The sequence below is a fragment of the Streptomyces sp. NPDC052773 genome (assembly GCF_044547145.1).
GTDB lineage: Bacteria > Actinomycetota > Actinomycetes > Streptomycetales > Streptomycetaceae > Streptomyces.
Genome location: NZ_JBITZX010000021.1, coordinates 89,087 through 114,884 on the forward strand (window position 1 = coordinate 89,087; position 25,798 = coordinate 114,884).

Here is a 25,798-nt window from a genome sequence, read left to right on the forward strand (position 1 = left end):
AAGCCTGGTCAGGTGGGTATGCCTTCGCGACGGACGGTGGGCACGGGGATTCCGAGGGCCCGCAGCTGCTCGTTCGGGTTCATGAACTCGCGCTGCCGCTTGATCTGCCCGTTCTCGAATTCGAAGGAGTGGATGAAGTGGTTCTTGTAGTAGCCCTCGGGATATCCCGGGAAAAGGATCTTGCCCTCGCCGTCGCACTCCACCCAGAAGAAGTTCGGGTCCTGGGTCTCGAAGATGCGGACGTTCTTCCACTCCCAGTCGGGGAAGCACTTCAGCGACCACACCGCGTGCTCGCCGAGCCGGTCCCGGCCGTGCGTCATGATCGGCTTGCCGGTGTCGTTGGTCCACAGACCGCCGCTTCCGTCCTCGGTGAACAGCAGGTGACGGCGGAGGCGGTCCTCGCCCTTGGTGTTCATGTACTGCTCGACGATCGCCCGGTTGTGCCGGCGCAACTCCGCCTCGTCGGCGAAGCCCTCGGGCAGCGTGAATTCAGGCATGACGATGTTCCCCTTCGGGTGCGAGGTGGCGGACGGAAAGTCCTGAGAAGGCGGCCGGAGAACTCTCCGACTCGAACTGCGTCGAGCCTAGCGGGCGCCCTGTGACCGGGAAAGGAAATTCCGGTCGGGTATCCGGTTCCCGCCCGAGCACGCCGAAAAGCCCACCGACGGGGGCGGGCTTTTCCTGGGTGCGGGATTCGTGATGTGCGAGGGCGGTCGAATGAGAATGGATTATTGACGCGCTGTCAATGGGCGAAGTGAGCGGAGGAAGCCGAATTCCGCCGCGGCGCCCGGCTCGCTACGCCGCGCTCTTCGCGTGGGCGGCGAGGGCGTCGGCCAGGGCGGTCCACTCCGCGGCGCGGCGCGCGGCGAGGGAGCGGACGAGAGGGGCCCAGTACTCGGGGAGCGCGGCGACGATCCGCTCCCACTGGGCGGGGGTGAACTCCGTGCTGAACAGGGCCCGCAGCAGCAGCCGGCCGGGCTCGGAGGCCTTGAGGGCTGGGTCCTTGGCGAGTTTGCGCAGCGCGGGGCTGCCCGGCGCCCGCCGCGGGTCGTTCGGGGAGGGCTGCCGGGGGATCCGCGGCACGTCGGCCGCGGTGGCACCGGGCGCGGTACCACCGGGCGCGGTGGTGGCGGCACCGGACGCCGTGGCGGCACCGGTCGTGGTGGCGGTCGTCGTCGTGGTGGCGGCCCGGCCCGCGGTCGCCGATCCCGCAGCGGGCCGGGCCGCCTCGCGCTGCCGCTCGGGCACCGGGTCCTGCCCGCGGCTCAGCCGCTCCCGCACATCCCGGACCGTGCCGAGGGACATCCCGGACTTGCGGGCGAGTTCCCGCAGGGACGCCCCGGGCTCGGCGGCCAGCAGCGCGGCGACGAGCCGGCGTCCCTCCGCGCTGCTGACCGGCCGTACGCTGCCGTCCCGGCCCACCCGGCGGTCCAACTGCGGAATTTCCGCACTCGAACACCTGCGCAACCGCCCCACCGTCTTGTCGCTGAGCCCGGTGCGCTCCGCGATCGCCCGGTCCGACCAGTGCGGATGCGAGGCGAGGATGCGCACCGCGGCGAGCCGGCGCTCGGCGCGCGTCAGCGGCAGCCCGTGCCGGACGTTCAGCTGCACGGACAGGACGTAGGCGTCGGCCTCGCTGCCGTCGAACCAGCGGACCCGGATCTCCCGGCGGCCCCGCAGCAGGGTCGCCGCCAGCCGGTGCATACCGTCGACGACCCGCATGGTCGGCCGGTGCACCAGGATCGGCTCGAAGTCGTGCGGCGAGTCGGCGAGTTCACGGACATGGCCGTCGTCCTGGCGCTGGGCGCGCGGCGAGTCGGCCGGTTTCAGCAGCGCGATCGCAACCGTTTCACAAGGTGCGGCGAGGACGTCGGATATTCGGGTGGCGGGATCGGTGGCGACGTTCACGAGCGCTTCCCCCTTGGCTGAAGAATCTCGGCACCATGCGCTACCTGGCCGATCATGTGGTGCGCATGAGCTGGGCTCAAAGGGGAACGTGGTACTCCGTCAAGTGCGCCGGAGTACGTCAAGTACGCTGCCGACCTGCGGTTTCACCGAGAAATCGCAGACCCGGCATGCGGGCTGACCAGGTCCTCCCGCAGCGCCGGGAACAGCTCGGTGAACGCGGCGGGACCGTACACGAAGGCGTGCCGCACGCTGTCGTAGAGACCGGTCAGGCCGTCGGCGAACAGCCAGTGCCGGCCACCCGGCAGGTGGTGCGTGGTGTAGCAGCCGTCGATTCCGTTCGCGAAGACGGTCCCGGCGAGACCCGGCCAGTACGCGGTCAGCGGCCGGACCGGCTCGGTCACCCGGCCCTCGCGTGTGTCGTACTGCAGCGCACGGTCACCGCGGAAGAACCAGAACAGGCCGTCCCTGGGTGCGGGCGGGCAGACCGCGTCGACGCCCCGCGCGAAGTCGGCCGCCTCGCCGGTGAACCGGAACAGGTCCCCGACCGGGCACGGCCCCTGCAGCACGACCCCTTTCACGCTGTCGTACTGGAGCACCTGGTCCCCGGCGAAGAACCAGTGGTAGCCGTTCGGCCGGTGGTACGTCGTGTAGCAGGCGTCGGTGCGCCGGGCGGCGGCCGTGCCCAGCAGCGGCGGCCAGTGCCGGCCGATCGACCCGGCCGGCCGCACCACGGTGTCCTCCACCGCGTCGTACAGCAGCGCCGTCGCGCCGTCGCCGCCGAGGAACCAGAACGTGCCCTCCTGCTCCGCGTGGCGGCACAACCCGGTGACGCCGCGGTCGGGCGAGGGGCCGGAGGAGGCCTCGGCCAGGAGCCGGAGGATCAGGTCACCGCTGCGGGTCATGCGTCTCTCCTGTGGGTGAGGGCGGTGGTCGACCGCCGTGCGCTGTGACTGCCGGCGCCCAGGATCGCCGCACGTGCCGCCGCGCCGCCCGGCCGCGCGCGATGTCTGTCAGGTCCGCCGCCGACCTGACAAAGTCCGCCGGCCCGCGTTGCCGTCGACGGGCCGCCGGAGCAGGGTCGATCAGGTGAGCGGTGCGTGCCGACACGGACCGGCCGCGGGTGTTCTTCCCCCGTCGGCCGCGGCCGGCCGAAGGGGCACGCGCACCGGGACCGGCTGTCGGCGGCCGGTTCCGATGCGCCGGATCACCGGCTGTGCGGCGTGGTCGCAGCCTCGCCGCACAGCCGTCCGCTCAGTGGCGCCGCACGAGCGCCGTCGCGCCGTCGCCGCGTCGCTCACACGGGCAGCGACTGCGGGTGCCGGCCCGGGAAGGAACACCCGGTCAGCGCCAGCAGGGGCGCCGCCTTCACCGCCGTCTCCTCGTACTCGGCGGCCGGGTCGGACAGGGCGACGACGGCGCCGCCGACGCCGTAGCGGATCCGGCCCGGGGTGACCACGGCGGTACGGATCACCACGCTGAGGTCGGCCGCCCCGGTCAGGGAGAAGTAGCCGACGGCCCCCGAGTAGGCGCCGCGCGGACCGCGCTCCAGCTCGTCGATGAGGCGCATGGTCCGGATCTTCGGCGCGCCGGTCATGGAGCCCGGCGGGAAGGCCGCCCGCACGCAGTCCACCGCCCCGGACCCCGGGCGCAGCCTCGCCCGCACCGGGCTCACGAGCTGGTGCACGGTGGCGTACGTCTCGACCCGGAAGATGTCGTCGGCCTCGACCGAGCCGGTGACGGCGTGCCGTCCCAGGTCGTTGCGGACCAGGTCGACGATCATCAGGTTCTCCGCGCGGTCCTTCTCGTCCGAGCGCAGGTCGGCCACGAGCGCGGCGTCCTCGGCCGGGTCCGCGCCCCGCGGCCGGGTGCCCTTGATCGGCCGGGACTCGGCGACCCCGTCGCCGTCCAAGCGCAGGAAGCGCTCGGGGGACGTGCTGAGCAGGGACAGCGACCCGAAGTCGAGCAGCGCGCCGTAGGGGGCGGGGCTGTGGCGGCGCAGGAAGCGGTACGCCTCCCAGGCGTCCACGTCCCCGTGCGCCTCGGCCATGTTGGTCAGGCACACCTCGTACGTCTCGCCCGCCGCGATCTCCTCCTGGGCGCGGGCGATCATCCGCAGATACGCCTCGCGGTCGTGGCGCAGCCGGATGGCCGGCAGCGGCGCGCACACCGGGCCCGGCCCTGGCTCCCGGCCCGCCACGCCGGCCAGCGCGTCCGCGGCGGCGCGCAGCCAGGCGCGGGCCGCGGTCTCGTCGCCGTCCTCGGCGAGGGCCAGCAGATGGGTGGTGCCGGTGGCGTGGTCGAGGACCACGGCGCGGTCGGCGAAGACCATGACGGCGTCGGGGTCCTCCGAGGGATGACCGGTGCCGCCGCCGCACTCCGCCTTCAGCTCGTAGCCGAGGTAGCCGACCCAGCCGAGCGCGAAGTCGCACGGCAGGTCGGGGACTTCGGTGCGGGTGTCCCTCAGGTCGCGGTCCAGCCAGTCGAGGAACGCGCCCGACACCACCTGTGTCCCGGCCGCGGACCGTACGGTGACGGTACGGCTGCGCACGTCCGCCTCCGCGACCCGGGCCAGCGGCCCGGACGCGTCCCCCAGCACCGAGAAGCGGCCCATGCCGGCGTCGGGCCTGCTGCTGTCCAGCCAGAACGCGTACGGCCCGCCGCGGAAGAGCCGGTCGAAGACGACCTCGTCGCTCCACCGCGTCCGCACGCTCTCGTGGAGCACCCGCAGCGAGCGCACGGCTTCGCTCCCGCCGCTCCAACTGGCCCCGTCGGCCTGGGTGGCCCCGCCGGCGCCCGTACCGGACGGGCCGCCCGCACCGGACGGATCTCCCGCACCGGACGGACCCAGCAGTTCCACCGTCTCCCGCGCCCCCGCCGGCCGCCCCCGGCCGTGCTCCGCGTGCCACGACGCGCTCAGCCGGGTGAAGTTGCGCAGCAGGTCGTGGCCATGGCGGGTGAGGACGGACTCCGGGTGGAACTGGAGCCCCCACCGCGGGCGTTCCCGGTGCTCGACCGCCATCAGCACGCCGTCCGCGGTCCACGCCACCGCCTTCAGCTCGTCCGGCAGATCCGTCACCGCCAGCGAGTGGTAACGGACCACGTCCAGGGGCGACGGCAGCCCTTCGAACAGCCCCGAACCGTCGTGCCGTACGGGCGACACCCTGCCGTGACACGGCTGCGGCGCCCGCCCGACGGTCGCCCCGTGCGCCAGGGCCAGGCCCTGGTGACCGAGGCAGATGCCGAGCAGCGGCAGGTCGGCGCGGTCCAGGATCTCCCGGCAGATCCCGAAGTCGGCGTCCACCGAGGGGTTCCCGGGCCCCGGCGACAGCACGACGTTGTCGAACTCGGCGAGAAGACCGGGATGCCAGCGCGGGTCGTCGTTGCGCAGGACCACCGGCTCGTGTCCGCTCACCTCGGCCAGGTAGTGGAAGAGGTTGTAGGTGAAGGAGTCGTAGTTGTCTATCAGCAGCGTGCGCACTGTGGTTCCGTGACGTGTGGACGGTTCGCCCGTACGGCCGTTCAGGAAGCGGGCGTGATCTCGTAGAGGATGTGCTCGATCGTGTCCGGGCCCTCGGCGAAGGAGCGCCGGCAGTGCACGGTCAGCTCGCGGTCGCAGGCGGCGGCCAGTTCGTGCAGCCGGTCCAGGTCGCCGCGGTCGCTGAACTGCAGCAGCGCCCGCCCGCCCGCGGTGGTCCGCAGCGGCGCCTCGACGAGATAGCGGCGGTGCGCCTGGTAGCCGGGGTCGACGTAGGCCGCCTCGTGCACCGTCTCGTAGCGGTAACTCTCCGGCGCCAGGACGAAGTTGGAGTGCCAGTAGACGGTGTCGAAGCGCTCGTCGGGGTCCAGCGCGGAGAACAGGTCGCCGTGCAGGGCCCGTACGCGGTCGGCGACCCGGTGGCGTTCGGCGTTCAGCCGGGTGTTCTCCACGGCGGCGGTACTGATGTCCGTGGCCACCACCCGTTCGCAGCCGTTCAGTGCCGCGGTCACCGCGATGATCCCGGTCCCGGATCCGATCTCGATGAACGAGCCGTCACGGCGGTAGCGCGGCTCCCCGTCCCCGACGAGGCCGAGGATCTCCATGGCCACCTGCGTGGTGGCCGAGAACGGCGGGGCGAACACGTCCTCCAGCAGATCCCACTCCCGGCCCGCCATCGCGAACGTCCTCGGCCGGTCCGCGCGGGTCAGCGCGCTCCGGCTGCGCTCCAACGACCGCACGTAGCTCTTGAGTTCTGTCATTTTCACCCCTTGCGCAAAGCGGGGTGCCGTTCCCCTCAGCCCCCCGGGAACATCATTTTTCACCCGGGAGAGTGACAGGAAGGTGCTCCCGGAACACCACAAGGGCACTTCACCGGTGCTATCACCACACTTCGCGGGCCCTCGCAGCGCGCCGTCCGCTTGCCAGCTGCAAACGAATGCTCGTATCGTCATCTGGCTTGGTCTTGTCTTCTCACTAAGGGGCACTGGTGAATCCGGACGCTGCCTCGACGGATTCCCCGGCGCTCGCCGTCCTGGAGCTGCTGGCCCAGGAGGCGCCCCCCGCCCGGCTCGAGGAACTCCTGCGGCTCGCCCGGCACCGCGGCACACCCCGCGAACGGCTCGACGAACTGGAACAGGCCGTCCGGCTCGCCCTGGACGTGCACACCTCGGTGGAACAGCGGCGCAGACGCGAGGCCGGCCTCATGGCCCTGATCGACACCAGCCAGGCCATGGCGTTCCGCGACGACCTCGACGACCTGCTCAACTCCGTGACCAGCCAGGCCCGTCGGCTGCTCAACTTCGACATGGCGTGGGTCAGCCTGAGCCTGCCGGACGGCGGCTCGTACGTGCACACCTCGAAGGGCGAGATCACCGCCAGCAGCGTGGGCCTGGAACTGGCCACCGGCTTAGGCCTGGGCGAACGGGTCCTGCGCACGCAGGCGCCCCTGTGGACCCCCGACTATCTGACCGACGACCGGTTCTCGCACTCCCCGGCGATCGACGAGGTCGTCGACTCCGAAGGCCTCCACGCGATCCTCGCCGTGCCGCTGACCCACGACGGCACCTCCATCGGCGCCCTGTACGGGGCCTCACGCGGACGCCGCCACTTCTCTCCCGACGAGATCAGCCTGCTGAGTTCCCTCGCCGTCCTCGCGGCCTCCGCCATCGAGGAGACCCGGCGGCTGGAACGCCTCAGGGCCGGCCAGGCCAGAGCGGAGGAGGAACGATCCGCCCTGGCCGCGCGCCTGCACGGCCTGGAACACCTGACACGGATACAGGCCCGGCTGACCACGATGGTCCTCACCGGCGGCACCCCGCACGACGTCCTCGAACTGGCCCGCGGCGAACTGGGCGGCGTGCTCTCGCTGCGCGACGCCGACGGCCGTACCCTCGCCGGCACCGGCGACATCCCCTCGGCCAACCCGGAACGCGTGGTCCGCGCCCTCGCCGAGTCCCAGGCGAGCGAGGCACCGGTCGCCATGACCGACACCGTCTGGGCCACACACGTCACCACGGGCGTCGAGGCCCCGGGCGTCCTGCTGATGCAGCGCGCCACCCCGCTCACCGAGGAGGAACACCGGCTGCTGTACGCCGTCGGCCAGACGGCGGCCCTCATGCAGCTGCTCGCGCACAACGCCGGCGCGGCGGCCGGCCCCGCGCGCGACGAGTGCCTGGACGCGCTGCTCACCGCCGGCTCCCAGCCGCCGCGCCGCATGAACGAGCGGGTCCGCCGCCTCGGCGTCGACCCCGACCGCCCGCACGCCGTCCTCGTCGTCCGCCCCGAGGCCGCCAAGCAGGGGGAGACGGCCGTATGGGCCTCCTCGTACGCCTACCGGCACCGCGGCCTGAAGACCGTACGCGGCGAGTGCCTGGTGCTCCTGCTGCCCGCGGACGACCCCTCGGCCGCGGCGCACGCGGCGGCCGGTGAACTCTCCCGCGTCCTGGGCCACCCGGTCACGGTGGGCGCGGCGGGCGTCGCCCCCGGTCTGGGCTCGGTCGCCAAGGCCCACCAGGAGGCGCGCCGCTGCCTGGACGCCCTGGTCTCCCTCGGCGCCACCGGCGGCGCGGCCTCGGCGCGGGACCTCGGCTTCCTCGGGCTGCTGCTCTCCGACGACCACGACGCCGACACCTTCGTCGACTCCGTCCTGGGCCCGGTCCTCGACTACGACCGCAGACGCTCCACCGACCTGGTCCGCACCCTGGAGGCGTACTTCACCTCCGGCAGCAGCCCCACCCGCGCCGCCGCCCACCTCCACGTCCACGCCAACACCATCGCCCGCCGCCTCCAGCGCATCACCGAACTCCTGGGCCCGGACTGGCAACAGCCCTCCAACGCCCTGGAGATCCAGCTGGCCCTGCGCCTGCTGCGCACCCGCGACGCGGTCCAGCACGGCCCGGCGTCCGCGTACGGCCGGGAAGGCTGAGGCAGCCTCCGGGGACGGTGATCAGGCCGGTCCCGGGGACGATGAGCAGGCCGGTCCCGGGGACGACGCTCAGGCGGTCCCGGGGACGACGATCAGGCCGGTCCCGGGGACGACGATCAGGCGGACCGCCGCACGACGTCGGTGAACCCACTGACGTAGGCGGCGGGGTGGCCCTGGGGATCGGCCATGCCCTCACCGGCGAGGGCGACGACGGCATGGGCGGCGGAGGCCAGCGTGACATGGCGGTGCCAGCCGCGGAACGACCGTCCCTCGAAGTCCTTGAGCCCGACCCGCTCACCGATCTCGGCGAGGTCGCGGCGGGCCCGCCCGGCCAGCTTGGTCATCCGCAGCAGCGCGCCCGCCGGCACGGACGCCATGTTGGTGACCCACATCGCGGACGGCACCCGCGCCCCGGCCTCCCACTCGCCGAGCAGCACCAGCTCACCGGAGCCGGCACCGCCCCGGCTCAGCCGCGCGGACGGCCCGGCCGCGCCGACCCGCACCGTCACGGCCGCCGAGACCCGGCGGGGCCGGGACGGTCCGGCCGGATCGGTCCACTCGACGGCCCGCCCGAGCCCCCGTACGGCCATCAGAATCTGCTCGGCGCCCAGCGGTCCGGCCCCGTGACCGGGCAGCGCGGGATCGCGCACGGTGAGCCGGCTGCCGCCTCCGACCCGCACGATCACGGGCACCCCCGCCTCGCTGAACCGTCCGACGGTGGCGGCGACGCGGGCGACATGGACGTTGAGCACCACGGGCCGCAACGACACCGGCCAGGAGGTCATGGTGTCGAGGACGGCGGCGGAGGCACACTCCTCCTCCGTCTCCTCACCGATCCCTTCGGGCACCTCGGCCCGGCGGCGCCGGTTGTCGTCCTGCACCCAGGTCTGCGGCAGATGCAACCGCCAGTGCAGCGGGGCGCTGAAGTTCTCGGACGCGTGCCAGACCCCGAAGGCGTGCTGCCCCCGGAACGCCTGCCCGAGACAAGGGTCAAACACCTGGTCGACCCCGACGGAGTGCTGTCCGGCCTTGAGGATGGGCATCGACCGCACGACCCACGCCTGCGGCGCCACCACCTGCTCCAGATGCGCGGCCAGCGCCTCCCGGACGGGCATCCAGTCCCAGGTGGAACTGCTGATGAAGTGATGCAGACTCTGCTCGGCGGCCGGCCCGCCCACATGCGCGGCGATGTTCCGGATGGACTTGCGTCCCCTGGTTCTCAGCAGCCCTCTCAGGTACTGCTCGCCCTTCTGCCGCTGGTCGCGCCGGGAGAACGAGGCGAACAGCACATCGGCCAACTCCCGGGCCGGGCCCTCCCACACGTCCCCCGACCCACCGGAGGCGAGGCCGCTGACGGCCAGACCACTGGTGCCGAGCCGCAGACGGGACCTCGACACATCCCGCCCGAAACCGATGTCCATGCCTGACCCGAACACGAAAACCTACCCCTTCGATGCCGTGGCGGTATCCGTCCGTCCCCTCAACTCTCCCCCTCCCGCCCCCCGAACACGAGGTGCGCAGACCCCCACCCCACGCGAAGACCCGGTCCCGCGACCACCACCACACCGCTCGGGCGGGAACAGTGGGGCGCCGCGGGCACCCGGAGACGCGGGGAGGGAGAGGGGGAGAAGAACAGAGAGAACCGTTCGCGGCGGCGACCGGTCAGGAAGAAGCGCGGGTCCGCCCCGCACGCGCGGCGGGTTGGGGCATGGGGTTGCCCCCCTCCTCGGACTCGGCCGAGAAGATCTCGTCCTCCGGGAAGTCCGGAGCCTGGAACGGGTTGGTGGCCGGACGGGGTGACACCGCGCCGGAACGGCGGGGCCGCACTTCCGGCGCGGAGAACAGCGACGTCGAGTCGATGAGAGGTCTGCCTTTCGTTACGGGTCCCCGAGGGAACCCGGCGTGCCGAGACCTGGCACGGCGGTCCTACAGCTTGGTCATCTTCGCGTACGGGCTCAGGATCCGCATTTGCGCCGAGCCGAAATCCACGAGCGCCGCGATCCCGTCCTCGATGCCGACCACCCGGCCGAGGCCATACACGTCATGCGTGACCTGATCGCCGGTGGCGAAGTGCTTGGGGGTCGGTGCGACCGGGGCCTTGAAGGGGCTGGTGGGCAAGTGACGCTTGGGCGCCGCAGGCTTTGTCATGGCTCAGTATGCGCCCATTCCCGCCCGGCCCGCTGTGGCCACCGGCACAGCCCCGGCCCCAGGCACCCACGCCACGCCACTGACCTGCTGCTTCTTGAAAAGGCCGTCAGCGGATTCCCCGGAAACGGGAACGGGAACGCGAGTGGGCCGGCCGACCGAGGGTGAGGGCGAGCACACCGAGGAACATGGCGAAGCAAGCACCGCCGAGCCCGTTACCGGTACCGAGGCCACCGTCCGCGGCGACCGCGACCGCCCCGCCGACGACCAGGGCGATCACCCCCGCACGAGAGCGCGAGGTGCCCTTCCTCTCCGACACACAGGTGTGAGCTCCTGGACCGCCCTCCAGACACCGCCGCCTCGACGATTGCGACACGCTGATTGCAACACGCTGATTGCGACACGCTGTGACGCAGATCACCGGCCGATCAGCCGGAAAACGACTCCGGGCCGAAGCGCCCCCAGGCCACGAAGACCGCCAGGGCGAAATAGATCAGATCGCCCGTGATCGTCACCCTCTCGCCCCGGCGAAGCCGCATGGTGGCCGCGCCGGCGAAGAGCAGAACGAGCCCGGTGGCGGCCAGCGGCACCAGAACCGTCGCGATACCGAGCACCCCTGGCAGGATCAGACCGAAGGCGGCAAGAAGCTCCAGAGCGCCGATCGCTCTCAGGGCGCCGGGGCTGAAGTCCAGAACCCACTGCGTGGCAGCGCCGCCCATGGCGGCCATCCTCTCCCGCGGCAGAAACATCTTGGCGCTGCCGGCCAGGCAGACAGCGGCCAGCAGACCGGCGACGATCCACAGCGCGACGTTCATCGTCAACTCCCTGATCGAGGACTTCTCGCACCCGAGACGAGACAGCGACAAGCCCTGTGACACCGAGACGTCAGTCACCTCCTCCCGCCATGTCACAGGCACGAGGGCTGCCTCGTCCCGGGTGCGGGAAGTCACCGACGATCACAAGGCCGAGTCGGCGCCCCCGGTGCGGGGCGGGAACACGCGAGGGGGAACCACCCATGACCAAGATCCAGGAGTTCGAGCAGCTCAGGCCGCTGCTGTTCTCGATCGCCTACCGGATCCTGGGCAGCGTCGGCGAGGCCGAGGACGCGGTGCAGGAGACCTGGCTGCGCTACGACACCTCGACGACCCAGCCGGTGTCGGCCAAGGCGTTCCTGTCGGCCACCGTGACCCGGATCGCGATCGACGTACTCCGCTCCGCCCGCGTACGCCGGGAGCGGTACGTAGGCCCATGGCTGCCCGAGCCCCTCCTCGACGACCCGTACCAGGACCCGGCCCGGGCCGCGGAGCTGGCCGACTCGGTCTCGATGGCGGCGCTCCTTCTCCTGGAGCGACTCAGCCCACTGGAACGGTCGGTGTTCGTGCTGCGCGAGGTCTTCGCCTTCGGCTTCGACGAGATCGCTTCCGCGGTGGGACGCTCGGAGGCCGCCTGCCGGCAGCTGCTCGTACGGGCCCGGCGACACATGGAGGCCGGCCGCCCCCGGTTCGAGGCCGACCGGCAGGAGCGGCAAGAACTGGCGGAGCGGTTCTTCGAAGCACTGTCACAGGGCGACGTCGACGGACTGCGGCGCCTGCTGTCCGCCGACGTCCAGCTCGTCGGCGACGGTGGCGGCAAGGCCCCGCAGCTGGCCAGGGCCCTGGTCGGCGCCGAGCAGGTGGCCCGGCTCCTCGCCACCGTCTACCCGCTCATGACCAGGATCGGCATCACCTTCGACCCCCACGACATCAACGGCCAGCCGGGCGCGGTCTTCCGCGACCGCGACGGCAAGGTCCTCCACACCCTGACCCTCGACATCCTCGACGGCCGGATCCAGACCATCCGCTCAGTCATCAACCCCGACAAACTCAGCCACCTGGGCCCGGTCGCCGACGCCTGGTCCATCGACCGCGAAGTGAAGCGAACCCGCAGAACGACGCAATAGCCCACGCCGACTGATCCGACGTGCCCCCAGCCCTCAGGAATCCCTCAAGAGATCGACGACACTCTGCACCGACCAATGGCCGGCCGCCCCCGGGCAGGCCGCGACGTACGACGCGACGGCTTCCAGGTCCCAGGCACCGGCGGACAACAGGCCCGCAGCGAGGAACCGCACGTAGGCAGCGGACGGCCGGGTCCACTCGACGTCACTCATCCGCCACGGCGCCGTGAAGGTCAGCACCGGCATGCCCTCCACCTGGCCCGCGCAGACCAGCGTCTCGTAACGGCCTTCACCCAACACGGCACGTCCGCTCGTGAGGACGCCCTCCAGATCGAGATCCACGTCCGGCGCCCGATACATCTCCTGAGCCGCGATATCGGCGAACTGATCGGTGGTGACCAAGTGCGCCCGCGCCAGCACCCGCCCGTCCACCTCCGGGTCGTAGAAGGCCCTGCCCCCACCCCACACGGGCGACTCGGTCGCGAAGTACATCGCACCGGTCAGCTCCACCGGAATTGACCGGACCGGCATCGCAGGGTTACGGCACCCCGGATACTCCCTCACCGCCCCAGGCGGGCGACCACCCCGGATATAGGCGGCGAGCCGATCCACATGCATGTTGGACCCGTAGGAGGCGTACCAGACCCGCTCCGGGTGCCGGTCGACCGGCAGGGTCGAGTCGATACTGCGCAGAGCCTTCACGCTTGCTCGTTCCTACGAGGCTTGATCAAGAGCCTTTGGCCCCCGAGTACGACAAAGGCCAGGTACTGAATTCAGTACCTGGCCTTTGACCAGCGTCGGGGTGGCGGGATTTGAACCCACGACCTCTTCGTCCCGAATGAGGTTCGGTTGCTGATCTTGCCAGCGTGGATGGTGTTTCCCCTGGTCAGCGCGTTGGGCTGTCGTGGTCTCGGGTGGTCTCGAAGGGACTCGGGGAGCGGGTTGGCTCCCAGATGGCTCCCAGCGGGACCTCAGCCAACGGCCGCTGAGTCCGCGTTTCGCGCCGTGTACGCGGAGGCCGACGAGGCGAGCAGGCTTACGGATCTACGTCTGACACAGGGTGATGCTCCTGGGCGGCTGATCGCCGGACCGGTCAGGGCAGCCCAGTCCTACCTGGAGACTGGCAGACTGCGATTGTGATACGCGAACCAGCAGAACTGCAGATCGATGACGACGGCCGTGTGTCCCTGCCGCTGGGGCTCCTCGCGGAGGCCGGCCTGGATGCAGGCGGCCGGATCCTGGCGTTCAGCGACGGCGACGGGCGCATTGTGCTGCAGCGAGAGGCAGACGCCTTCAAGGCACTGCTCCCCACCATGGGGAAGTGCCGAGAATAGAGCTGGACGGATAGGAATGGGTCCTCGCCAGGCGGGACGACCCGGAGGAAGCTGTCCCTAAGCTGCTGGAGATATGAGCGGGCAAGGACTACCAGAAGCGCCGGCCGATCAGTGGACACCACCGGAGGGGTCGTGGGCGTCGTCGGCCGCGAGCCGGCGGAGCATGCTTGGCAACCGGAATCGCGATACCGCGCCCGAGCTACTCCTCCGCTCGCTTGTCCACGCCGCTGGACTGCGCTACCGGGTGGCTGCAAAGCCGCTCCCGAAGATGCGCCGCACGGCCGACATGGTCTTCCGCCCGGTGAAAGTCGCAGTCTTCATCGACGGCTGCTTCTGGCACGGCTGCCCGGAGCACTTCGTGATGCCGAAGACGAACCGGCCGTACTGGGAAGAAAAGATTGGCCGGAACATCCAGCGCGACCGGGACACAGACAACCGGCTCGCGGAGGCAGGCTGGCTGGTGCTCCGCTTCTGGGAACACCTTGAACCAGAGGCGTGTGCCGCGACTGTCATTGAGGCAGTGGCCGCCCGGCGGCAGGAGGTCCAAGCCTCGAAGCATCCGAGGAATACCTCCTGACCCGTCGCGTCGCTGGCGGTAGCGGCCATCTGATCTTCGCCGGGTTCAGCGAGAAGAGCTCGTGCCGCTGGTGGCCTTCTTGGCCCCCTACGAGATGGAGTTGATCAAACAAGGCGGGGCCTGGTCAGCTCCCGTCGTAGGCCACCTGGAGTCGTATGGTGCCCTTGGCCGTGTGCAGAAAGGCGTCGCCCTGTCCGGCCAGAGCTTCGGCTCCAGTCTCGTCCAGAATGATGCGGCTGTCGGTCGCCGTCTTGACTCGCAGGGCGAGTTGGGCAGGGAAGTTTGAGCGGATAGTCGTCGAGATAACGTCCGCACTCGGTCGCTGCGTGGCTGCGATGACGTGGATGCCCGCAGCGCGGGCCTTCTGCGTCAGGCGCTTGAGCAACGCTTCGATTTGCTTCTTCTCTTCGGGATCGCTGGTGAGGTCGGCGTACTCGTCCAGGACGATGACGATCCAGGGCTTTCGGTCCGCTTTGTCGACCTTGGCGTTGTACTCGACGAGCTTGCGTGTGCGGATCGCCTTCATGTCCTTGTAGCGCACCGCCATCTCGTCGACGGTTTCCTCAAGGATCTCGATGGCGTCGGCGGCGTCCATACCGATCATGCCGTCAAGGTGAGGGTCGTCCTCGAAGTCGACAAGCTCGGTGCCCTTGGGATCGACGAGGCGGAGTCGCAGGGTGCTCTTGTCGTACCGGACCAGGCCCTTGAGGATCGTGTCCAGGGCGACGGACTTTCCTGATCCAGTAGTGCCGGCCACCAGCAAGTGCGGGGAGTCTGCGGAGGACAGGTCAATGGTGACGGGGTTGCCTTCGATGTCGGTGCCCAGTGGGGCGATAAGGCTCTCAGGATCGGCCGGGCATCGCTGCCACAGCGCCTTGGCGTCGACCCCGTACTTCTCGTCGTCGATCTTGGGGATCTCGAAGAGCACGGAGCCGCGGTCGCTACGGGTGCGAATGCTGAACCCGGAGGGCAGTGCCAGGGCCAGGAATATCTCGTCGCGTCGGTTGGTCAGCTTATCCACGGTGACCCCAGGACTGGGGATGAACCGGAAGATGTAGAAGCCGGGTCCTTCCTGCCACTTGCCGACTTCCGGAGCGGTGACCGCGACCTTGTGGCGGGCGAAAACGTCAACGACCTTGTTGTATCGAAGCCTCAGCTCCTCGTCGGAGAGCCCACCGCGGTGAACCTTCAAAGGGACAGGATCTACCTCTGCGGCAGGGTGACGCCCAACTACCGGTCCCCGCAGGGATGTTGGGGAGGCGACCCGGGCAACCTCGACAGGTGTCGTCGGTTCTTCCGGGGTAGGCAGTTCGACGGGCATACCCACTGAGGAGGTCTTGACGACGTCGTCGGGGACCTGAACGGTCCCACTGAGGTGTCCGGAGACAACAAGGGGGTCGGCACTGGTGGGGTCCTGATTGGCGCGCAGAGCGCCGATGAGGTTCAGCAATTCCTGCTTGTTCAGCCTCACCAGGGTGTGCTTGCCGAGGCTTCCGACCGCGGGTGCCGGCTGGTCGTCCTCGGCTGAGATGGCCACGGCAACACCGGTGACTTGACCGAGCTGGACATCCTCGGAGCGTAGGGCGTCAAGGACCTTCGCCTCGACCTGACGGTGGTCGTCATTACCGATCAGGGTGCGAGCTGGAAGGTCTGCGGCCTGCAGGGCGTTTCCACTGGTCTGGGCGATTGCGGCGGCAAGCTCGTCCAGCCAGAAGGGGCGGTCGTGGCGAGCCTCGCCGTCCGAACGGAAGGCATCCTCACACAGGTCGGTGGTGCGGTTGAGTTGTTCCTCAGCCGAACCGACGTCGAAGGTCTGGCGAAACTTGGACTCAGCGACCAGGACATCCAGGCGAACTGTGCCATCGTCCTGGATGGTCAGCACGAACCTGCCCAGATCGGCACGGGTTTTCTGTCCGCGACCGAACCAGCGGTGGTGCTCGTCGAAGCTGATCCAGGTGACCAGGCTCGTACCCTGTCGAGAGACGGGAAACTGCTGATCGATGACAAATCGCGTCGCGACCAGGCCCACGACTTCGTTGACCGTGGTGCCGATGCCGAGGGAGCGCAGCACGGCGCCAGGGGCCACGTTGCGGCCCACCTCGTAGATTCGCTTAGCGGTGCCTTCGGAGTCCTGCGGGGTGACGACGCCGATCTGATCCAGGCGGCGCCGCAGTCGCTGGACGACGAACTGCCGACCAGTCTGCGAGCTGACGATGAGAGTGTAGGACTCGTTCTTGCCGACACTGGGCTTGACGAGGATGACGTCAGGACGGTTGCGCAGGGCATCGATCTGCTCACGGCCGATGAAGCTGTCGAGGGTGACGACCCAATGGGCCACGCGATGCAAAGTGGCGAACAAGTTTTGGTGCTGGTCGAACTGCACCTGCATCTCGAAGTAGTCGATGCCGTCGACACTCTCCCGGGAGACCGGGGAACGGCGGTCGTAGCGCACGCACAAAGTTGACCAGGACTCAAGAGTCTCGTCGGCGGTCTCGGGCAACAGCGCTCTCACGACGTTCTCGCTGGTCTGAGCCAGGTTGTGTGAAGCTGGGTGCTTCCAGGGGTTGAAGGAGCCCGACAAGGACTCCTTCTTGGTGCTCTCCTTGATGCTGGTCTGGGTACCGAACAGTGCCGGAGCCAGGGCGAGGTCGATGGAGTCTTCTAGCCCTGACAGGTCTGCTTCCTGGTCGGGCTCCCATGCCTGCAGGATGAGTTGGACGTCGGGCAGGAAGCTGTCCTCGGACATCTCCGCACCGGAGAAGTGCAGGTCGAAACCCTGAATGATCTCGTGATGGGTGGCCTGAGGAGCCAGCACAACCAGATCAACTTTCAGACGAGGGTTCTTGGCCCGCATCTGCTTGGCCACGCGCATCGGCAGGACAGGGTCGCCGTTGCGGTCCAGGAGCAGCACGCGTAGGCCGTCAAGCTTGTGGGGGTAGGTCGTCAGGTAGTCGGTGATGACGCGGACCATCTCGTCGATCGCCGTCTCGTCGACGCTGGAGAGCCATTCCTTGGACTCGTTGCCGCTGAGGCGGACCGGGGCGTACTCCTCGTGCCCGGCTGATTCGCGCATCGGGATGGCGATCGTGCCGCCGGGCCCGACGAGGACCGCCGGTGTCCCATGTGGGGAGATACGGTCGATGGCGTCGAAGAAGAGATCCTCGTTCTCTTGGTTGAGACTCAGACCTCCCTCCCTGTTCAGGGCGGTCTCGATGCTGCTGGCTGCCTCCGCGTAGTTCTTTGCCAGCCAGCGCAGCTTCAGCGGGTGGGTGGCCAGCATCATCATGCGGTGATCGGCCAGACCGACGACATCGGTCAGGACGACGGCCTCAAGGTCTGGGTTCGGAGCGTTGTCGGGAACCAGAGTGGTGCGAGCTTCGCGGAGTACGCCTTCCCACTCGCGTACGTAATCGTTGATCTTCCCGGCGTCAAGCCCGTCGGAGAACCGCTCGAAGTGCTCCAGCTTGAGGCGCTCCAGCTGACCGGCGAAATGTGATGCGGGAACAGGCACAGGCTCGTCGACCTGCCACTGCCGGGGGTCATTGAACTTCTCGAGGAAGGTGTCGAAGGTCAGATCGCTGGCATAGCCAGGGGGGGTTCGCCAGCCGTGGATCAGGCCCGCCAGTGCGATCTGCCCCGGGATGCCCAGGGGGTCCCAGCGAAAGCGTCGCTGGGCGGCGCCGTCCATCTCGACCAGGATGCGCAGCGGGGCCCATTCGGTGTTCGGGTCAAACGGCTCGTCCTCCTCCGGCAGGGGCGGCTTGGTCAGGTCCAGCAGGCAGTCCTTGACCTCCAAAGTCAGGCGAAGGCCGGTGGAGTCCTGGATATCACGCAGGGTGCGTGCGTACAGGAAAGCGAACAGCCAGCGGCTCCACCGCCCTGCTTCCTGGTTGCCTTCAAGTCCGACGACGACGGAGCCTTCCTCTTCGTCAGAGAAGTAGGTCAGCTCGCGCAGCAGGGCACGCAGTGGATCCTGGACGAACTGAGAGTCCGGGAAGGCAAGTTTCTCGACTTTGCGGCGCGACCGCTTGGACAGCAGGTCGGCCAACGGCTCGGCCCCACCAACGGGAGCCTCGTCAAGGAATCGCTGTGCGGCTTCCTGGTCTCCGCGATCAAGCGCATCTTCGATCATCATGGCGTCGAACTCGTCGACCCGATCTGCGTCGGCCCTCTCGATCTCCTGCCGGACCTGCTGGCCTAGACCGATCTTCTTGGACTTCTGCTCGAAGACCTCGAGCCAGAGGGTCAGATCCTGCTCGCGGCGCAGCTGACGAGAATCCTGCGGGGTAGAGCCACTGCGATTGAGGTTCAGTACGAGGCTGCGCATACGCGTCTTGGCAGTCTCGGAGTCCGTGCCGATGTGGTCCAGGGACTCCTCGCTGAACTCGGTCGCGGTGATGCGGTCTAGCAGGTCGTCCTCGGTGATCTCCTTGCCGGTGGGCTGCTTGAAGGCACTGACCGAGACGTTCTTCTTGATCCGGGCCGGCAGCGCGGCGGGCTTGATGAAGAGTCCTCGGTCCGGGAAGAGGTCAAGAGCGGGCAAGGCTGCAGAGATCTCGGGGTAGACCACGTCAGGGGTGTGGACCTGAGTTGCTGCGACCTTCTGCGCGGTCTCGACCAGGAAGGCCGCCCAGCGGTGCAAGGACCGGGGCTCCTCATCGGTGACGGCACGCCAGATTTGCGGCAGAAAGTCGACCATCAGGGCCGGAACGGTGCCGCTGCCACCCGCCTCCCGCCAGGCTTCTGCCATGAACCTGTCGAACCCGCGCTCGCCAGAGGCGTCGTGGTAGTCGCCCAGGATCGTGGCATCGTCCAGGGCATTCATGGCCGCCAGCCCCTGTGCGTCCGGAGACTGCCCCCACTCGAAGAGCAACACCGCCTTACCCTGTCCCGAATTTCGCCACTTGGTCAGCTGGTCCTGCGGATCCAAGAGGTAGTCAGCAGGTACGCCTTCAATGGGCTCTGAAGTTCCGACCTTGACGACAACCTGACGGTCCGGCGACTCCAACAGCCTCTGGGCCGTGCGACGGAGGGCCTCGGCCACGGTCGGCCGATCGAACCCGCTGACTCGCAGGACGGCACGGGCTCCGCTGATCTCAGTGACCTTGCGGAGTGCTTCATCGGCGACGAACCGACCGAGCGCTCGGATGCTGCTGTCGGTCACCGGGGCTCCCCTCGAACCATGCTGGTTGCATCTGAATATTGAGTGAGCAGACCGATAGCGGCCAGCTTCTCCCGGAACGCCTTGCCGTTGTGGTCAAGGACCGATGAGTCGACCTCATAGGCCAACGGGCTCGCAGCTGCGACCTTGTTCTCCACGACGAGCCCGTACTTCTCGTACAGCAGCGCGCAGAACTGGTCGAACTCCATCTCCGTGCCCTGCGGGACGGTGGCAGATACCAAGCCCTCAAGCATCGGCGGTTTCATGGTGAAGTGCCGGCGCCCAACCGTCGCGTTCAGGGCTCCCGCAGCAGCGAGGGTCTCGCTGAAGAACGCTCGAGGCGAGCCGACCGCGTTGCCAGCCTCCTTCGTGAATCTTTCGTAGCGGCGCTTCCTGGCCTCGTCGCCTTCGGCTTCGAGTTCGTCGATCATTTCCCGAGCCTGGACGTTGATCGCGTTGACGATGTCGTTGCGGAAGCCGGTGAGGTTCTTCTGCGACTCTCTGCGCAGCGGGGTTGCCTCGTTGCCGAAGTCCAACAGGATCGACTCGCGATTGGTAGCACCGAGCTTCGTGCGTGCGAGGTGCAGCTGGTGGCGTGCCAAGCAGTAGGGGACCCAGTGCATGAGGCTCTCGGTGCGCTTGGCCCTGGGGACCGTCGCGATCCGAGTGACGATGTTGCGGGTCCCTTCCCTCAGCAGATCAGGCCACGGGCTGAGATCCTCATGCAGCTTGATTTCTGCGTCTGAGCCCTCCACGGGCGCTTCGTCGTAGTCGAAGTCGTGCGCGCTGAGCGCCTTGGCAAGGTTGCCCAGCGGGGTGCCGCTGTCCTGCACGAGGTCGCGCAGGCCTTGTCGGGTCGCTTCCTTGCGGTCCGGATCAGGGTCGGTGCGTAGGACTTTGTAGGCCCAGCTCCCACCATCGCGGAAGAGGTAGCGCTCGATACTCGGAGCGTTGATGCCGGCAGCGACCTTGCTGGCCTGCTTGCGCTTCTTGGCGCTCCTCTTGGGGGATGCGTCGATCTGCTTGATTCGTCGTTCGACTGCGTCGTAGTGGATGAGCTCACCCACGAACGGATAGATGTGCGCGCCGAACCAACTGGGCTGGCTACGACGTCCAGGGATCTCAACCAACAGGGACGAGAACAGGGCGTGGAGCGTTTCCATCGTCTCGGGAGAGTCCAGCTCGACAGCCTTGCTGAGTTCCTCGTCGCCCTCGACGATGCGGGCCTTGGTCGCGATCCGCCGGGCCAGGTCGTGCGAGGTCCTCTTGTAAGCCGTGGCGGCTCCGTTGTCCAGGAGCCCCGGGAACTTCTCCGGGTCCTCCTGATGCGCCAGGTAGACGCCGCGGGCGATCGCGAGCATCTCAAGCGGGACGTAGAAGCCGCGGCCCTGCTGTTCGAGATTCACCCCGAAGAGGCGAAGGACGACCTCGGCCTTGGAACGATCAGCCATCACGCACGCACCGACCTGATCTTGTCGCCGACGTCGATCATGAGCTTCCTCATGATGTTGCCCACCAGCACCTGGATCTCGTCCTCTTTGTTCGACGAGTCAGCCAGCTCTGCCAGGGATCCACTCAGGCCGCGGATCTCTGCCTCGTGCTGGACCTCGCTACGCAGGCCCGCGGCCCACCGCGTCAGCAACTCGAAGCGCAGGAGGTCCGCCTCCACCGAGACTGCGTCCTGGTCAGGTGCGACGGCCGGGATGCGAATGTAGATGGCTCGGTTGAGCCACTCGACGGCTTTCTGCATCTCGGGGGTTGCGCCCGTGCCGGCTTCCCTTTGCCACTGGGTGACCTGGTCGACGACCTCGACGCCCTTGCTGGGCACTCGCCGGGAGATTACGGCAGCGCGGGCACGGTGGGTGAAGAAGGCGGGGTCAAGTATGAAGAAGTCAGGGTTGCTCCCCGCCCGGTGGATGCCCTGGACGGCCTCCAAGCCCTTGAGGAAGCGGTCTCGCACCCTGGTGTCTGCCGGGTCCCGGTTCTTGTCCTGGACACGGACGAAGTCGTCGCCGGCCTGCAGGCCCATGCGGGCGAACCGGTCCGTGTCGTCGTCGCTGTTGAAGAAGTCAGCTCGTCGCAGGAACGTGTACAAGCCCCGCAACTGCTCGGCCTGCTTCTGGACGTCCCGATTCGTACGGACCTTCTGCAGATAGCTGCTGGCGTCCGCGGGAGGGAAGTCGCCAGCCGTGTCCGGGTCCAGTCGGTCGTCGACCTGGCGACGAGAGACCTTGCCCGGGTCCAGCTTTCGTAGCGCGAAGAAGGCAGGAACCAGATGACGTTGTTGCTGGGTCAGCCGGTCGCCGAAGATGGCCTGGTGGTACAAGTGGGGAGCCTGCCACAACCTATTCGAGTGCGACCGCTGGTACTTGGCATGGACGTTCTCGCAGGACAGGCCGCCGGTGAGCATGTAGCTGGTCACCGACAGCGCCTGGCGTGTCGTGATTACGGCCCCGGTGCGCTCGGCCGCGGCGAACACGTCCCGGATCGCGGCCCGACGCTGAGGCCCGCGGGTAAGATCGTTCAGTTCGTTGCGGTTGGCCAGGATCGGGCAGACGTTCCGTGCATCACAGGTCTCGCAGGGCTTCCACCGCGACCATTGGTTCGTCGTCCACTGCTTCAGGACCCAAGGGATGAGTCCGCCGTTGTCACTGTCAGCCGCTACGGACTGGTAGTTGAGGTTGATAACAGTGACTGTGCCATCGGGGTCGGTGACCTGCCCCCGGACTATGCCTTCCGTGAGGGTCTTCACCAGAATCTTGGCGCGCCCGGTGCCGCCTTTGCCCAGGTTGTCATCTTCAGCGACGCACTTGCGTAGTTGGCCCTCGTTTGCGCAGATGATCGCGATGCCCTCGTCCGGGGGGTCAAGAAGTTCCACGAGTTTGCGAGCGCCCGCCTGTGGGCTGAGCTCGCTGAGATCGCTGAGGATGTACAGCGGGCGTCCGCTACGGGTCTGGCCTATAGAGCGGCTGGCGTCTCCGGCCCCGGACAGCTCGAGGAAAACAGCCTTCCGGACCTCTGGTGTGATCGGCTCGGCATCAACCCGTAGCTCGGCCAGAAGGCTGGCACACAGGCTCGTCTTGCCATGCCCGGCGTCCCCGGTGAGGACGATGGTCTTCGTGGTTGGCCGTTCAATGGCGTCCAGCAGGTATTTCAGCGTCACGACAGGGAACAGCGACTGCGTCCAGTCTGCCTGCAGCTCGTAGATCATCTCAGAGGTGTCGGCGTCGAACGGCTGGTAGCGACGTATCCGTTGGACGTGTTTGTTGACCTCTAGCGGCATGCTGCTGTCCTTTGTCGACCGGGCCGTAAGCGCTGCAAAATTTTAGCCGCCAGCGCGTCTGACGGTAGATCAAATGGGCTGTCACGGTGCCTACGTACGTCTAGCTCGCCAGCGCGTGACTCTGTCGGGGACCTTGGGGATCCGTGATGGCCGCGCTTGGTGCTGCGGTGCTCGATGGTGACTGCGAGTCGCGTTGAGGAAGGCGGGCCCTTGACGCCGTGGTAGCAGCAGCGCCGCAGCTGATGGCGGTTGATGGGCTGGCCTAGGTGCTCGTGATGCTGGTAGGTGAGGCGTAGAACCGTCGTGATCGGCAGTTCAGGCGGCACTTAAGCGTTGTCCCGTAACTCTGAGCAGAGGCTGGTAGGTCATCACGTCCGGATCGACTTGTCCGGTTCCGCCCCAGCACGCGACCTCAACGGGATCCCGGTCAAGCAGGTCAAACCAGACATCGGCAAGCGGTCTCCGTTGCGGGACAACCCTTAGGTGTCGGTTTGCCGCGCGCGCTCACCCTTGATCGAGTACGATGACCGCTCGTTCCGCCGGTTCTACAAGCAAGCGCAGAGGGGGCACACGTGGGTGAGCGGCACCCCTTGCGGGCCAAGCGGCGGCCGAAGTTTGAGGAGGGTGTCGGCTCTCTGCGAGTCGTGGATCTCTTCGCCGGCTGCGGTGGCCTCACCCTCGGTATTGCCCAGGCAGCCCGCAAGCATGACGTCTCGCTCGATGTTCGTCTCGCGGTTGACTTTGAGGCAGCTCCCACAAAGGTATTCAAAGCAAACTTCCCCAAGGCCAACGTCCGACAGCGAGCCGTCGAATCCTACTTTGACGGTGACCTTGGCGCACCGTTGACCGCTCAGGAGACCGAAACTCTCTCGATGGTGGGTGAGGTGGAGCTCCTGATCGGCGGGCCGCCGTGTCAGGGGCACAGTAACCTCAACAACCACACCCGCCGCGATGATCCCAAGAATCGGCTGTACCTGCGCATGGCTCGTGCGGCAGAGGTTCTGCGCCCCAGTGTAGTCGTCATCGAGAATGTGCTGGCCGTTGTCAATGACAAGCAGCAGGTCGTCTCCCGGGCCATCGTTCACCTCAAGAAGCTTGGCTACGATGTTGCGACCAGTCGTATCGACCTACTCAAGCTCGGGGTCGCTCAGACACGCAAGCGCCACATACTGCTGGCCGTCCGTGAAGACGCGCTGCCTTTTGGCTTTTCTGCTGCTGACCTGCTAAAGATCGAAGACCACAATGCCGCACCCCATGACCTGCGTTGGGCGATCGGCGACCTGCTCGACGTTCGGCCTAAGTCATTCTTCGATGAAGCTGCCGTACCCAACGCAGACAATCAGCGGCGTATGAAGTATCTCTTCGATAATGACGTGCACAATCTGCCGAACGAAGAGCGCCCCAAGTGTCACCAGGGCAAACATAATTACACCGCAATGTACGGCCGTTTGTGGTGGGACCGTCCGTCTCAGACCATTACCAGTGGCTTCGCGACGATGGGACGCGGGCGTTTTGTCCACCCTGGTGTTCCCCGATGTCTGACCGCCCACGAGGCCGCGCGTATCCAGGGCTTCCCGGACTATTTCAAGTTCGTCGACGAGAGGGTCAAGCCGCGCTACGAGTTGACCCACACCGAGGTTCAGATCATCATCGGCAACGCCGTACCCCCACCCCTGACCGAGGCGCTGACCTCCAGGCTCTTCGACGCCGACGTTCTGCAGGTGAAGGACGACGCTTCCCAGCAGCTTGAGGACGACTTCGCTGCCCCTGCTGTAGACCTCGCCTGCTGAGCCTGCAATGGGCTGATTCCCTCCGAGGCCGAGCCCGGCTCAGGTAGTCGGGGCATCGGCGCAGTACGGCTGGCCTCTCGGTTTCGGTCTGCGGACTAGAGACGTTTCCTCCAGGGATGGGCTGGGACGGTCATCGCGATCGAATCCGCTAGCCAGACGCGTTGTGACTCGTCCAGTAGCGGCAATACCGCTTCGAAGTCAGTCTCGTCCTTGTCCCGTGTGGCCTTCGTCTTGTAGAAGAGCTGCACCTCGGGCGCAAGGTAAGGGATTCCGGTCGGACTCCTCCGCCCCAATCGCGCGAGCGGAAGTCGGACCCCTGGGTTGCGCCGCGAGACCCACTGGGCGCCCTCGGCCTCGTCCAGCATAAGTTGCACCGACCAGGGCGCCTCGGGTGTGCGTCTGCACCAGATGTCGTGGAGGGGCACCTCAAGTGTCTCTCCAGGACGCCAGGGACGCAGGTGCCCCGCGCCAGGCGGGTCCGCAACGTGCATGTCCCAGTCGCTCAGCATCTCCCGCGCGAGCGCCTGGTCGCGGCGGAGGACCAGGACGTCGAGATCGCCGTGCGGGCGTAGCTCGCGACCGACGGCGAGTTCGATCGCGTACCCGCCGGCGATCCACCACGGGAAGTCGGCTTCGGCGAACATCGCGGCCAGGTCCTCCGGGCGCGTCGGCACCCAGCGCCCCAGTTCATGAACACTCACCCGTCCATGCTTTCAGCAGACGAGGCACTGGGCGGAACATCGCAGGTGGTCAGAATGCAGCTGTCGGCTATGGGGTGAGCCGGTTTGGTCCGCGGAAGAGGAAGGTGGCCTCGCGGATCGACTCCAGGCCGAGCATCACCATCAGTACGCGTCCGAGGCCCATGCCCAGCCCGCCGTGTGCGGGCACCCGTACCGGAACGCGTTCAGGTAGTCCTGCATCGGCTCCGGGCTCATGCGCATCTCGGCGGCCTGCTTCAGCAACACGTCGTAGCGGTGCTCGCGCTGGGCGCCGGTGGTGATCTCCAGGCCCTTCCAGAGCAGGTCGAAGCTCAGGGTCACGCTCGGGTCCTCGGCCGGCCGCATGTGGTAGAAGGGTCGGCTGCTCACGGGATAATGGGTGATGAACACGAACTCGTGGCCGGTGGCCTGCTGGATATGGGCGCTGATGCGTCGCTCGCCCTCCGGGTCTAGGTGTGCTGTCCGGACAGGTTGGTGACGCGGCTGGCTGGTGGGTGGCCGCCGATGCCGGTGTGGGGTCGGTGGTAGTTGTACCAGTGAAGCC

The 25,798-nt window shown here is 67.9% G+C and carries 19 protein-coding genes; 4 read left to right on the top strand and 15 right to left on the bottom strand.

The genetic code is table 11. The features are described 5' to 3' along the window. Nucleotides 1–8 precede the first annotated feature (8 nt). The 5 genes from ACIG0D_RS32875 to ACIG0D_RS32895 all read right to left on the bottom strand — a co-directional run bounded on the left by ACIG0D_RS32875 (nucleotide 9) and on the right by ACIG0D_RS32895 (nucleotide 6,144). On the bottom strand, nucleotides 9–497 hold the full coding sequence (locus ACIG0D_RS32875) for a PhzA/PhzB family protein (protein WP_365760786.1): 489 nt from the start codon (nucleotides 495–497) through the stop codon (nucleotides 9–11). Between the two features lie 298 nt (nucleotides 498–795). After that, nucleotides 796–1,908, bottom strand: coding sequence for a ParB/RepB/Spo0J family partition protein (locus tag ACIG0D_RS32880; RefSeq protein ID WP_399808386.1), 1,113 nt, complete (start codon nucleotides 1,906–1,908; stop codon nucleotides 796–798). Nucleotides 1,909–2,051: 143 nt separating this feature from the next. Further along, complete coding sequence (locus tag ACIG0D_RS32885) at nucleotides 2,052–2,810, bottom strand: hypothetical protein (RefSeq protein WP_399808389.1); 759 nt, start codon at nucleotides 2,808–2,810, stop codon at nucleotides 2,052–2,054. A gap of 392 nt (nucleotides 2,811–3,202) precedes the next feature. Beyond that, a complete protein-coding gene (pabB, locus tag ACIG0D_RS32890) occupies nucleotides 3,203–5,386 on the bottom strand; it encodes an aminodeoxychorismate synthase component I (RefSeq protein WP_399808392.1) in 2,184 nt (727 codons plus the stop codon). Between the two features lie 41 nt (nucleotides 5,387–5,427). Continuing rightward, nucleotides 5,428–6,144, bottom strand: coding sequence for a methyltransferase domain-containing protein (locus ACIG0D_RS32895; RefSeq protein ID WP_399808395.1), 717 nt, complete (start codon nucleotides 6,142–6,144; stop codon nucleotides 5,428–5,430). 227 nt (nucleotides 6,145–6,371) lie between these two features. Between ACIG0D_RS32895 and ACIG0D_RS32900 the strand changes: the two genes are divergently transcribed. Beyond that, nucleotides 6,372–8,309, top strand: coding sequence for a helix-turn-helix domain-containing protein (locus tag ACIG0D_RS32900; protein ID WP_399808398.1), 1,938 nt, complete (start codon nucleotides 6,372–6,374; stop codon nucleotides 8,307–8,309). Between the two features lie 116 nt (nucleotides 8,310–8,425). Here the strand turns inward: ACIG0D_RS32900 and ACIG0D_RS32905 are convergent, their stop codons facing one another. The 4 genes from ACIG0D_RS32905 to ACIG0D_RS32920 all read right to left on the bottom strand — a co-directional run bounded on the left by ACIG0D_RS32905 (nucleotide 8,426) and on the right by ACIG0D_RS32920 (nucleotide 11,269). Beyond that, a complete protein-coding gene (locus ACIG0D_RS32905; protein ID WP_399808401.1) occupies nucleotides 8,426–9,745 on the bottom strand; it encodes an IS701 family transposase in 1,320 nt (439 codons plus the stop codon). A 490-nt stretch (nucleotides 9,746–10,235) separates the two neighbouring features. Continuing rightward, nucleotides 10,236–10,457, bottom strand: a complete 222-nt coding sequence (locus ACIG0D_RS32910) for a hypothetical protein (RefSeq protein ID WP_399808404.1) — start codon at nucleotides 10,455–10,457, stop codon at nucleotides 10,236–10,238. A gap of 106 nt (nucleotides 10,458–10,563) precedes the next feature. Beyond that, nucleotides 10,564–10,875 carry a DUF6223 family protein gene (locus ACIG0D_RS32915; RefSeq protein ID WP_399808407.1) on the bottom strand — a complete coding sequence of 104 codons (312 nt, stop codon included), beginning with the start codon at nucleotides 10,873–10,875 and terminating at the stop codon, nucleotides 10,564–10,566. A gap of 7 nt (nucleotides 10,876–10,882) precedes the next feature. Further along, nucleotides 10,883–11,269: a DoxX family protein gene (locus tag ACIG0D_RS32920; RefSeq protein ID WP_399808410.1), complete on the bottom strand. Its 387-nt coding sequence runs from the start codon at nucleotides 11,267–11,269 to the stop codon at nucleotides 10,883–10,885. A 200-nt stretch (nucleotides 11,270–11,469) separates the two neighbouring features. Between ACIG0D_RS32920 and ACIG0D_RS32925 the strand changes: the two genes are divergently transcribed. After that, nucleotides 11,470–12,393 carry an RNA polymerase sigma-70 factor gene (locus tag ACIG0D_RS32925; RefSeq protein WP_399808413.1) on the top strand — a complete coding sequence of 308 codons (924 nt, stop codon included), beginning with the start codon at nucleotides 11,470–11,472 and terminating at the stop codon, nucleotides 12,391–12,393. 33 nt (nucleotides 12,394–12,426) lie between these two features. Here the strand turns inward: ACIG0D_RS32925 and ACIG0D_RS32930 are convergent, their stop codons facing one another. Then, the gene (locus tag ACIG0D_RS32930; protein ID WP_399808416.1) at nucleotides 12,427–13,092 is read right to left on the bottom strand and encodes a histone deacetylase; all 666 of its coding nucleotides are present in this window, start codon (nucleotides 13,090–13,092) and stop codon (nucleotides 12,427–12,429) included. A gap of 705 nt (nucleotides 13,093–13,797) precedes the next feature. Between ACIG0D_RS32930 and ACIG0D_RS32935 the strand changes: the two genes are divergently transcribed. Beyond that, the gene (locus ACIG0D_RS32935) at nucleotides 13,798–14,301 is read left to right on the top strand and encodes a very short patch repair endonuclease (protein WP_399808418.1); all 504 of its coding nucleotides are present in this window, start codon (nucleotides 13,798–13,800) and stop codon (nucleotides 14,299–14,301) included. A gap of 124 nt (nucleotides 14,302–14,425) precedes the next feature. Here ACIG0D_RS32935 and ACIG0D_RS32940 read toward each other — a convergent pair whose 3' ends face one another. Genes ACIG0D_RS32940 through ACIG0D_RS32950 form a run of 3 tightly spaced genes read right to left on the bottom strand, consistent with a single transcriptional unit; the run spans nucleotide 14,426 to nucleotide 22,745 of the window. Further along, nucleotides 14,426–19,465, bottom strand: a complete 5,040-nt coding sequence (locus tag ACIG0D_RS32940) for an FtsK/SpoIIIE domain-containing protein (RefSeq protein ID WP_399808421.1) — start codon at nucleotides 19,463–19,465, stop codon at nucleotides 14,426–14,428. Then, nucleotides 19,462–20,913 carry a hypothetical protein gene (locus tag ACIG0D_RS32945; protein ID WP_399808424.1) on the bottom strand — a complete coding sequence of 484 codons (1,452 nt, stop codon included), beginning with the start codon at nucleotides 20,911–20,913 and terminating at the stop codon, nucleotides 19,462–19,464. The genes ACIG0D_RS32940 and ACIG0D_RS32945 overlap by 4 nt, the downstream gene beginning before the upstream one ends. After that, complete coding sequence (locus ACIG0D_RS32950) at nucleotides 20,913–22,745, bottom strand: hypothetical protein (protein ID WP_261951367.1); 1,833 nt, start codon at nucleotides 22,743–22,745, stop codon at nucleotides 20,913–20,915. Before ACIG0D_RS32950 ends, ACIG0D_RS32945 begins: the two co-directional genes overlap by 1 nt. A 644-nt stretch (nucleotides 22,746–23,389) precedes the next feature. Between ACIG0D_RS32950 and ACIG0D_RS32955 the strand changes: the two genes are divergently transcribed. Next, the gene (locus ACIG0D_RS32955; protein WP_399808427.1) at nucleotides 23,390–24,535 is read left to right on the top strand and encodes a DNA cytosine methyltransferase; all 1,146 of its coding nucleotides are present in this window, start codon (nucleotides 23,390–23,392) and stop codon (nucleotides 24,533–24,535) included. A gap of 95 nt (nucleotides 24,536–24,630) precedes the next feature. On the opposite strand, the gene ACIG0D_RS32960 is transcribed toward ACIG0D_RS32955, so the two are convergent. Next, the gene (locus ACIG0D_RS32960; protein ID WP_399808444.1) at nucleotides 24,631–25,179 is read right to left on the bottom strand and encodes a nucleotidyltransferase domain-containing protein; all 549 of its coding nucleotides are present in this window, start codon (nucleotides 25,177–25,179) and stop codon (nucleotides 24,631–24,633) included. A gap of 198 nt (nucleotides 25,180–25,377) precedes the next feature. After that, the gene (locus ACIG0D_RS32965) at nucleotides 25,378–25,683 is read right to left on the bottom strand and encodes an amino acid--tRNA ligase-related protein (RefSeq protein ID WP_399808447.1); all 306 of its coding nucleotides are present in this window, start codon (nucleotides 25,681–25,683) and stop codon (nucleotides 25,378–25,380) included. Between the last annotated feature and the right edge of the window lie 115 nt (nucleotides 25,684–25,798).

Excerpts from the sequence above, each read along its gene's own strand:
- ACIG0D_RS32875 (WP_365760786.1), bottom strand. The coding sequence starts at position 497 with ATGCCTGAATTCACGCTGCCCGAGGGCTTCGCCGACGAGGCGGAGTTG.
- ACIG0D_RS32885 (WP_399808389.1), bottom strand. The coding sequence starts at position 2,810 with ATGACCCGCAGCGGTGACCTGATCCTCCGGCTCCTGGCCGAGGCCTCC.
- ACIG0D_RS32895 (WP_399808395.1), bottom strand. The coding sequence starts at position 6,144 with ATGACAGAACTCAAGAGCTACGTGCGGTCGTTGGAGCGCAGCCGGAGC.
- ACIG0D_RS32910 (WP_399808404.1), bottom strand. The coding sequence starts at position 10,457 with ATGACAAAGCCTGCGGCGCCCAAGCGTCACTTGCCCACCAGCCCCTTC.
- ACIG0D_RS32920 (WP_399808410.1), bottom strand. The coding sequence starts at position 11,269 with ATGAACGTCGCGCTGTGGATCGTCGCCGGTCTGCTGGCCGCTGTCTGC.
- ACIG0D_RS32925 (WP_399808413.1), top strand. The coding sequence starts at position 11,470 with ATGACCAAGATCCAGGAGTTCGAGCAGCTCAGGCCGCTGCTGTTCTCG.
- ACIG0D_RS32935 (WP_399808418.1), top strand. The coding sequence starts at position 13,798 with ATGAGCGGGCAAGGACTACCAGAAGCGCCGGCCGATCAGTGGACACCA.
- ACIG0D_RS32945 (WP_399808424.1), bottom strand. The coding sequence starts at position 20,913 with ATGGCTGATCGTTCCAAGGCCGAGGTCGTCCTTCGCCTCTTCGGGGTG.
- ACIG0D_RS32950 (WP_261951367.1), bottom strand. The coding sequence starts at position 22,745 with ATGCCGCTAGAGGTCAACAAACACGTCCAACGGATACGTCGCTACCAG.
- ACIG0D_RS32960 (WP_399808444.1), bottom strand. The coding sequence starts at position 25,179 with ATGTTCGCCGAAGCCGACTTCCCGTGGTGGATCGCCGGCGGGTACGCG.